Annotated in this window: 8 protein-coding genes; 3 read left to right on the top strand and 5 right to left on the bottom strand. The window is 38.8% G+C overall.

Translation table 11 applies throughout. The features are described from left to right. Positions 1-17: 17 nt before the first annotated feature. Entirely contained in the window at positions 18-641 is a 624-nt protein-coding gene (locus CWB77_RS08390) for a GTP cyclohydrolase II (protein ID WP_010390804.1), read from the bottom strand. A 232-nt stretch (positions 642-873) separates the two neighbouring features. Here CWB77_RS08390 and CWB77_RS08385 point away from each other — a divergent pair, with 232 nt between their 5' ends. Continuing rightward, complete coding sequence (locus tag CWB77_RS08385) at positions 874-1,971, top strand: TonB family protein (RefSeq protein WP_138622312.1); 1,098 nt, start codon at positions 874-876, stop codon at positions 1,969-1,971. 46 nt (positions 1,972-2,017) lie between these two features. On the opposite strand, the gene CWB77_RS08380 is transcribed toward CWB77_RS08385, so the two are convergent. From CWB77_RS08380 to CWB77_RS08370, 3 genes are read right to left on the bottom strand one after another with little or no spacing between them, the layout of a single operon-like run. Further along, positions 2,018-2,470, bottom strand: a complete 453-nt coding sequence (locus CWB77_RS08380) for a low molecular weight protein-tyrosine-phosphatase (protein ID WP_076919286.1) — start codon at positions 2,468-2,470, stop codon at positions 2,018-2,020. A gap of 40 nt (positions 2,471-2,510) precedes the next feature. Next, the gene (locus CWB77_RS08375) at positions 2,511-3,164 is read right to left on the bottom strand and encodes a glutathione S-transferase family protein (protein WP_138622310.1); all 654 of its coding nucleotides are present in this window, start codon (positions 3,162-3,164) and stop codon (positions 2,511-2,513) included. A gap of 26 nt (positions 3,165-3,190) precedes the next feature. After that, entirely contained in the window at positions 3,191-3,697 is a 507-nt protein-coding gene (locus CWB77_RS08370; protein ID WP_138622308.1) for a DUF3087 domain-containing protein, read from the bottom strand. Positions 3,698-3,911: 214 nt separating this feature from the next. Here CWB77_RS08370 and CWB77_RS08365 point away from each other — a divergent pair, with 214 nt between their 5' ends. Then, entirely contained in the window at positions 3,912-5,069 is a 1,158-nt protein-coding gene (locus tag CWB77_RS08365; protein WP_138622306.1) for a PA0049 C-terminal domain-containing protein, read from the top strand. A gap of 248 nt (positions 5,070-5,317) precedes the next feature. After that, entirely contained in the window at positions 5,318-8,566 is a 3,249-nt protein-coding gene (locus tag CWB77_RS08360; RefSeq protein WP_138622304.1) for a methyl-accepting chemotaxis protein, read from the top strand. Positions 8,567-8,660: 94 nt separating this feature from the next. Here CWB77_RS08360 and kynU read toward each other — a convergent pair whose 3' ends face one another. Next, on the bottom strand, positions 8,661-9,896 hold the full coding sequence (gene kynU, locus CWB77_RS08355) for a kynureninase (protein WP_138622302.1): 1,236 nt from the start codon (positions 9,894-9,896) through the stop codon (positions 8,661-8,663). Positions 9,897-9,898: the final 2 nt, after the last annotated feature.

Genomic DNA, 9,898 nt, shown 5'->3' with positions numbered 1-9,898 from the left:
TGAAAGGTCAACAGACCCTAAGGTTTTTTAATTTTCTTAATATCTAGCATGTGAGAGCCATGCTTAATCTTTGTCTCTAAATACGCTTTATTACCTGAAAGCCCAGCTTTAATGTGAGCATGAGTACCCACAACAGAATCAACTTCTATACCTGCATCTTTTAATGCATTGAGCTTTTTAGGGTTATTAGTCATTAATTTAACGTGCTTTAAATTAAGCGCATTGAGCATTAACACTGCATCTGAAAAGTCACGTAAGTCATCAGCAAAACCTAAATGGTTATTAGCTTCGTAAGTATTCATACCTTGTGATTGCAGTACATACGCATCAATTTTATTATATAAACCAATACCACGCCCTTCTTGGCGTAAATAAAGTAAAATACCGCCCTGCTCATGCATCATTTCAATACACTCGTTTAACTGCTCACCACAATCACAGCGTGACGAATGAAATACATCACCGGTTAAACATTCAGAATGCATACGAATAAGTGGGACACCTTGCTGGGTATCGGCGTTATTAAATACTAAAGCAACATGCTCTTGGCCATCTTTTAAGCCACTAAACGAGATAATTTCTGCAGGAATATCACTATTTTTGCCAACATTAAGCTGGACTCTTGCTCTTACTTGCGCCACGACCAATCCAAATATTAAAAAACTACGACACGATAAAGTGATAATATCACAAAAGTTCAAAATTGGATCGTAGTACACCCTAAGTAATGTCAAATATATTGCGACGACAGCGGCTATTTTCAATATGTAAGCATAAATATATTAGCAACGAATATTTACCTTGGTTTACCTAAAATGATGACATACACATAAGGATTTGCTAATTTACCACCGACAAATAATAGGGATCATTATGAAACTAAATAAACGTGTATTACTGATGGGCTTAAGTTTATCTGTATTAAGCACCATGTCATTTGCCGAACAAGCAAGTAACGCTCAAGCCGTTTTTAACGACGCGTATCAAAATTACTTAAATGCGGTTAAAACCAAGAAAAATATGCAACAAGCCGCGGAGCAGGCCTACACATTAGGTAAAGCTGTTTACGGTGATAATTCAGATAACACCGCAAACTTAGCTATAAACTATGCTAAATCAATTAATGGCTATGGTAAAAAATGGATTGAAAAACGTTTTTCACTATATCAACAAGCCTACACTATTTCAGTTAACAACCATGGTAACAAATCGTTAGAAACCGTTGATTCTTTAGTTGGTATGGCTAATTTTGCCCCCTCAGCTCAAAAAGCGGACTATTATTTAGATCAAGTAATTGCAATAGCAAATACAGAAAATAAACCTAAATTTTTGGCCGATATGAAATTAGAAGCGGCAACCATATTAGCCAATAAATTCAGCTACGAAAAATACCGTGAAGCTAAAAACTACTTGGAAGAGGCCGATGAGTATTACCAGGCTAACTTACCTAAAAACTCGGTTGAACAAATAAAAGCTGACTTTTTAATGGCGTCGTTTGCTGAGGGTAGAAAAAGATACGATCAAGCAATTGAACGGCTTAATCGCGTAGTAAAGGTGTTTGATGAAAACTTAAGTTACGATCACAGCGCTGAGCTTACCGCACACTCAAGATTAATTGGCTTGTATGAAAAAAAAGGCAAAAGCGATGAAGCCACTAAGCACTGTATCGCGATTGCTAAAATGGTGCCGTGGAAAGAAAGCCAAGAGCAAACGCCGCTATACCGCGTTAACCCTAAATACCCTAAAAACAAAGCGCGATTTAGTAAAGATGGCAGTGTAGTTATGGAGTTTCAAGTAGATGAGTCTGGCTTTGTAAAAAATCCGCAAGTAATTAGTTCTGAGGGTGGCGTGGCCTTTGAAAAATCAGCAGTAGAAGCATTAGCGCAATGGCGCTATGCTCCTAAGTTTGAGCATGGAAAAGCGGTTGCAGCAACTTCCAAAGTACAGCTCGACTTTAAAGTAAACCGTTAATAACATACCAAAGGCGCTTCAAGCGCCTTTTAATTTATCATTATAGCTATTTTAACTTAGCTAAAATGTTATCGCTGGCGGCCTCTATTAAATCAAGTACCTTTTCAAAGCCATCATCACCGCCATAGTAAGGATCGGGAATTGCGCTTTGTGCTTGCTCGCCATACTCTAAAAACAACGCAAGCTTGTACTGCAAATGTTCAGGGCAACGTGCGGTTAAATCCGACAGGTTTTGTTTATCGGCTGCTAAAATAAGGTCAAACTCGCTAAAATCACTACTACGCACCTTGCGCGAAAAAATACCTTTAAAACTATAACCGCGTTTTTCACCAGCCTGCATTGAGCGCCTATCTGGTTGATTACCTTCGTGATGACCAATAGTCCCTGCCGAGTCCACTAGCAGATCAATATCTAACTTTTTAGCGCGAGCTTTTAATACCGCCTCAGCCGTCGGAGATCGACAAATATTACCTAAACAAACAATCAGTACTTTTTTCACTTATGGCTCCCTAAGCTTTGCTAAAAATCGGTGATGAACGTTATTTTAATGAAGCTAATATTTTTTGTTCGCCTTCAAGCATGCTCTGCATAGCGGTCCCCTGTTTTACACGGCTATGTAAAGTAGCAAGCTTAGGCCAGCGCGACTCATCAAGTTGCTCACCGCCATGCTCCATATTCATTAACTGGCAGCTCACTGCAATGTCGGCAAGAGTAAAGCTGTTACCAACAAAGAATTCGTTATTCCCTAAATAACCTTCTAAATAATCAAATAAAGGCGGTAATTTTTCATTTAATGCACTTTGCACTAAGGCTTCATCGATTGGCTTTTGCATTGTAGGAGCAATAATACGCTGCTGAAATACCGTAAATGTTGTCATTGGAGCCAGCTCGTAATCTGCGTATTTTTCTAGCCAGCGAACAGCTGCACGTTGCTCTATAGTATCACCGAGTAAAGCCGATGAATTAAGGTGTTTTTCATCAAGATATTGGCAAATAACGCTAGAATCCGCCAAGTTTAACTCGCCATCTTTTAGCGCCGGAATACGCCCTAACGGATTAACTTCTAAAAACCAGTCAGGCTGATTAAACGGCGAGACTATTTCGAGTTTATAGTCCAGTTGCTTAAGCGCTAAACACACACGTACTTTACGCACATAAGGAGAAAGCGGGACACCATAAAGAATTATGCTCATTGTTATTCCTATAAATTAAAACCACTTTAAAACTGCTTTAAAATTGCATCATTGTAGTCATCAGCATTTAAGGTTAAGTTGAACTTGGCCGCAACGCTATCTAACTCGGCTTGTTTAATCGCTAAATCATCCATAGTGATGGTGTTATCGTCAAGCTGCCATAATAATCGTGAGCCCGCATAACTATATTGAATCGCCAATAATGCATCGGGGTTACCTTCTCGTCCCGCCGTTTTTAGCTTAGCCATTTTACGAGTGGTTTTATTAAGCGCTTTTTTAAGCTCCCACACATACACCACCTCACTCATAAAAGGATGTGTTCGGTATTTATTTAACAACCAGCCTATGCCAATACTCGTAACAATTACGCCTAATAAGTTCCAATGAAAATGACTGCCACTTTCATCGGGAAATAATGCAATTAAGGTTTGTGAAATTGCTAAACTGCCCACAGCTAAACCTGCTGCACAGCCGACAATAACGCGATTTAAATGTTTACGATAACGTGCTTTATCTATTTGAATAAGTTGCATAGCTGCCTAAAAGTAAAAAACTAAAAAATACACAGCCCCATTGTAGCTAAACCCATCACAGAGTTAAGACTCTTTTTTAATAAAATACCCGTAGTTTTTGATTTAGCGCCTGTTTTATACTGCTTTCAACATAAAACCAACCAACGATTTTATTTGCACCCACATATTAGGCATAGGATAGTAGGCAACAAATACGACTTAGTATAGGAACATCATGATAAAAACACTGATTGCCACAAGTTTAATATTTTCTTCTTTTAGTACTTTAGCCAATTTAAACACACCGCTAACCCCAGAAGAATTGCGAATTGAAAAAGCCAGCCAAGCGATGCCAGCCGTACTAAGCGCTTTTGCCAGCGAAGTTAATCAATTTGAGCAGCAATTCAAGTCACTCTCAAGCTATGCACAAGCCGTAGATGCCGTTAATGACTACTCAAAACGATTATGGTTTAGTGCAAAAAAACGCATCGCTACAACGCAAAACTTAGATGATCGCGCGCTTTATTGGGCTCGCTTACAATCAAGTAAAATAATTCGTACCACAAAACCTGCATTTTCGCTGAGCGCCGCGCAGCAAACAGTGTTATTAACATTGCTAGAAAACGGAAGCCGAGGTCGCACAGACCTAAGCTACTCACAAAACACCACTAAAAAGATACTACTAACTGGGTTTGACCCATTTTTACTTGATAGAAATATAAACCAAAGTAACCCATCAGGCGTGGCTGCGTTGCTTCTTGATGGCCAAGTAATAAACTATAAAGGGATTAGTGCTGAAATAAACACTGTAATGGTGCCTGTGCGTTATGAAGACTTTGATCAAGGCATTATAGAATCCTTACTTGCCCCTTATTACGCTCTTAATAAAGTTGATATGGTCGTTACCGTTAGCATGGGCCGTAAAGACTTTGATCTTGAACGCTTTCCGGGTAAGCGCCGCAGTGTAATAGCGCCCGACAATGCCAATATAGTGTATGGCGGTACCAAAACAGCGCCGCTCATTCCAAGCTTAAACGACCGCCCATTACCCGGTACTGAGTTTGTAGAATTTAGTTTACCTATTAGCACTATGCTAAAGGCAAAAGGCCCTTTTGCGATTAATGATAATCATCATGTTATTACCCTCAAAAAAGACTTTGAGCCTAGCAGTTTTGACGAATTAAAAGAGGCAACTGCAGTACGTGGCGGTGGCGGTGGTTACCTGTCTAACGAAATTTCGTATCGCAGTATTCGGCTGCGTAATCAGCTAAATTCAGATATTCCGACTGGGCATATTCACACTCCTCGAATTGCCCAGTTTGAACCCGAAACCGAAGCTAAAATAGTTAAGCAAATTCAAGCTATGTTAGAGCAAAGTTTAGTCGCGCTCTAACATCGTTTGCTTTTTTAGCGTTAAAACATCAATTAAATAGTAAAGCGTAGGAGCACTTAAGTACTTCTACGCTTTATTGCTTTTAAACCGCTAAAAAAGCATGCTGCAATTGCATTAAAATTAAAAGTGCTTAGTATCAGCTTTGGCTATTTTGTAATAAAAACTCATTACTTTAATTATTAACTAGATCTTCACAAATTGTGTTCTATGCTCATTTGAGGTTCAGACCTTATTACAGGGACATAGTAATGCTCACAATTAACCACTTTTTTAATTCATTAAACTTAACAAAAAAACTTATCTCCGCCTTTTTAGTTGTTGCCCTAGTGCCAATAACAATAATTATTATTGTCGCAATTAATACAGCTTCAAACTCGATGACAGAACAGGTTTATTCGCGTTTAGACGCTGTGAGTAAAGTAAAACAAAGCGCTGTTAAACGCTATTTTAACAACATTGAAAAAAAGCTTAATGCGCTGCAAGCAAATCCAGAAATGGCCAATATTGCGACAAAGTTTATAGATGGATTTAATGATACCTCCCCTTCAACCTCATCAGAGTCTCTAAATCGCTTTTATAAAGAGTCTTTTGCTCCAAAATTTAAACAGCTAAACCCAACAGATACAGTTTCTGCATCTCTATTAAAGCAAATGAATCCAAAAAGTATTGAGCTGCAATCTCGTTATCTAGCTAATAACCCAAACCCAATTGGTGAAAAACAAAAACTAACCACCACCGAGCAATCAGACTCTTACGAGCAAGCGCACCGCCAATATCATCCTTATCTACGCGATATGACTAATATAAATAAGTTCTACGATATTTTCATTATCGACCCAGCAAATGGCAATATTGTTTACTCTGTTTATAAAGAAGTAGACTTTGCAACATCGCTGCAAACAGGTCCCTACGCTAAAAGTAATTTAGCGAACCTATTTAGACAATTAAAAGATAGCAGCAACCCACAAAAAATTGCTTTTGCAGATTATAAACAGTACTCCCCTTCATATAATGCCCCTGCAAGCTTTATAGGAAAGCCTATTGTTGTTGATGGTAAAATGGTTGCTATTTTAGCTGCCCAATTATCGATTGAAGATATTAATTCAATTATGAAAGAACGCGACGGGTTGGGCGAAAGCGGAGAAACCTACCTTGTTGGCCCTGAAGGGTTAATGCGCTCTGACTCGTATATTGATCCGAAAAACCACTCTGTAGAAAGCTCATTTAGAAACCCAAATAAAGGCACTGTAAATACCTTATCTGTAATCAAAGCACTAAAAAATGAAAAAGGGCAGCATGTTATAAATGACTATAACAATGAAATGGTGCTATCTGCATTTGCACCTGTAAATGTATTTAATGTTCGCTGGGCACTTATAGCAGAAATGGACGAACAAGAAGCTTTTGAGTCAATAACGACTCTTTCCCAACAACTCATTGTGATACTTTTCATCACTATTTTCATTGTTACCATTGCCGCATATTGGTTTGCGAAAACACTCACAAAACCAATACATGCACTAGCTGATACGATGAAAAAAGTTGAACAACAAGGTGACTTTTCATTACGAGCAACAGTCTATTCAAGCGATGAAATAGGCGTTAGCACTCAAGCATTTAACACTCTCCTTGATGCTCTACAGTTATCTATTAGTGAAACAAATCGCGTTATGAACCAAATGGCTGCGGGTAAATTTGATCAACGTATTGAAGCACCATGTCGAGGAGAGTTAGATACGTTAAAACAAGCAACCAACGATTGCGCAAGTTCACTAAACGGGGCAATAAACGAATTAAATAACATTGCGATTGCTATGGCTGATGGTCAATTTGATATTCAAATTAATGCCTCAATGTCAGGCGAATTAGGCACCTTAAAAAGTAATATTAACCAATCGCTTTCCTCAATAAACAACACAATGAATAGTATCGTAGATATTATGGCTAACGTAGAGCAAGGTAACTTTAAAGAGCAAATTACCTATCCAGCTAAAGGAAAACTTGCCCAGCTAAAAGACAGCGTGAATAACTCAGTGAATAGCTTAAGTATTGCCATAGATGGTATTAGTGACGTTATGAGTGCATTACGACAGGGCCAGTTTTCAGCGCAATTAGATGCCCCCTTAGCTGGACAGCTTGATATCTTAAAACAAGATATTAATTCCAGTATGGCTAATTTAAATAATGTAATGAATGAAATAGGTGAAGTCATGTCCTTTGTTAGTAAAGGTGACTTTAAAAAAATGATTAAAGGTGAAGCCAGCGGTCAACTTGAGCAGTTAAAAAGTAACATCAATACATCAATCACTGCTATTGATAATGCTCTAACTGAAATTTCATCAGTCATGCTAGCAATTAGTCAGGGGCGCTTTGATCATACTATTTCATCGACTATGACAGGCCAGCTAAATAGTTTAAAAACAGATATAAACCACTCGGTAACAAACCTTGAACATGTCATAAATGATCTTAATCAAGTAATGGCTGCAATGGCAAATGGCGATTTTTCTCATCAATTAAAACAACCATTGCAAGGCCAATTGGAAGATTTAAAAAATAATGTTAATGAGTCTACCTCATTAGTTTCATTAGCTATAAATGAAGTAAGTAGCGTTTTGTCAAACTTAGCTAAAGGTGACCTTACCAAAAATATAGAGGGGCAATATCAAGGCGTATTCAACACCCTAAAAAACGACACCAACGCGACCATATTTAAATTAACCAATGTCATTCAAGAAATTCAAGTATCAGCTGGCCAGGTTATGCAAAATGCAGGTGAAATAGCTTCAAGTAATACTGAAATAAGTAAACGCACAGAAGAGCAAGCAGCCAACCTTGAAGAGGCAAGCTCAAGTACTGAGCAAATGCTAGATGAGCTAACTAAAGTATCTGAACAATCAAAAAGTGCCGTGGCATTGGCAAGCAATGCAGAGCAAATTGCTGAAGAAGGAAACCAATTATCAATACAGACTGTTAGCGCGATTGATGAAGTAAATGAAGCCAGTAAAGACATTAACGAAATACTTTCGGTTATTGACAACCTCGCTTTTCAAACTAACTTGCTATCACTTAATGCCGCCGTAGAAGCAGCTAGGGCTGGCGACCACGGAAGAGGCTTTGCTGTAGTCGCTAATGAAGTCGGTGATTTAGCGGGGCGTAGTGCTAAGTCAGCAAAGCAAATAAAGAGTATTATTGTAAACAGTAATCAAAAAATAGCACTTGGAACTGAATTAGCCGACACCTCAGGGAAAAAACTAAAACACATAATGCAAGCTGTTAGCGATGTTAGTAAAAATATAATACATATAGCGCACTCAACCTCCGCACAAGAGCAAGCAATTAAAGAGGTTAATCTTGTTGTACAACGGTTAACGGGGCTAACTCAGGCTAACTCAGCGATTACAGAAGAAACAATGGCGGCTGCGCGTCAAATGGCAGAACAAGCTACCGAGATGAGAGTACAACTTAATTACTTTCATCTAGAAAAGGAGCAATAATAACCTAAAGGCGCTGCTAGTGATTCTGCTAACGCTATGCCTTTTTTAACTTGAGAAACGCTATGAGCCATTATAAAAATGACTCATCATAAAGTTACGTCACTTTACCCGCTAAATTAAAACGTGGCTGGGTATATAGCTGGCTTTTAACTACCTCAGCTAAAATAGTTGCTGCCTGCCAAATCTCTTCAAACGAGGTGTAAAGAGGTGTAAAACCAAAACGTAAAATATTAGGCGCACGAAAATCTGCAATTACCCCTTTTTCAATTAACGCTTGGCATATAGCAAACGCATCGGTATGTGAAAATGCTAGTTGGCTGCCTCTTTGGCTCGAATCCTCAGTAGAACATAAGCGTAAATCACTTAAGCATGAATGTGTTTGTACTAATTTAATAAATACGTCAGCAAGTGCAATCGACTTTTCTCTTACTTGAGAAATGTCTACGTCTTGCCATACATCAAGCGCAGCATCTAAAGCACTCATCGCAATCACACTGGGTGTACCGCATAAATACTGATTTATAGTATCAGCACCTTGATATATTGCATCAAAAGCAAATGGTTTGGCATGACCCATCCAACCTGATAAGGGTTGCTTTACAGCAGCTTGGTGGCGTTTAGCCACATATAAAAATGCAGGTGAGCCTGGGCCACCGTTTAAGTATTTATAGCCACAGCCAACGGCAAAATCAGCATTACAGTTATCAAGTTCAACCGGTAAAGCTCCCGCACTATGGGCTAGATCCCATATCACCAAAATGCCTTTCTCGTGGGCTAACTGGGTAAGCTTTTGCATATCCAGCAACTGACCGGTTCTAAAGTTGACCTGCGTTAATAGCAACACAGCCACTGAATCATTAAGGTTTTGCTCAATACTTTGCTCTGCCACTAATTTAAGCTGACATAAGTCGGGGCCTAATAGCTCACTTAGCCCCTGTACCATGTATAAGTCAGTAGGAAAGTTATCCTCGGTGGATAACACCACATTTCGCTCAGGGTTTAACGATAATGCACTACTTAACAGTTTAAATAAGTTAACTGAAATCGAGTCACAACAAATCACTTGGCCTTTTGATGCGCCAATAATCGGCGCTATTTTCTCTCCTACCTGAGTTGGTAAATCAATCCATTGGTGATCATTCCAACTTCTAATTAAATGGCTACCCCATTGCTGACTTACCACCTCAGCTACGCGCGATTTTACGGCTTTAGGCAAAGCCCCTAATGAGTTACCATCAAGATAAATAGTGTCTGCGGGTAAATCAAATTCATCACGTTTATTAGCCAGCGGATCGGCTTTATCAAGCGCTACAATCTCATTAAAAATCATTA

The organism is Pseudoalteromonas sp. S1610 (assembly GCF_005887465.1).
Classification (GTDB): domain Bacteria; phylum Pseudomonadota; class Gammaproteobacteria; order Enterobacterales; family Alteromonadaceae; genus Pseudoalteromonas; species Pseudoalteromonas undina.
The sequence above is the reverse complement of the archived record's forward strand: the minus strand, read 5'-3'. Positions and strand labels throughout refer to the sequence as shown.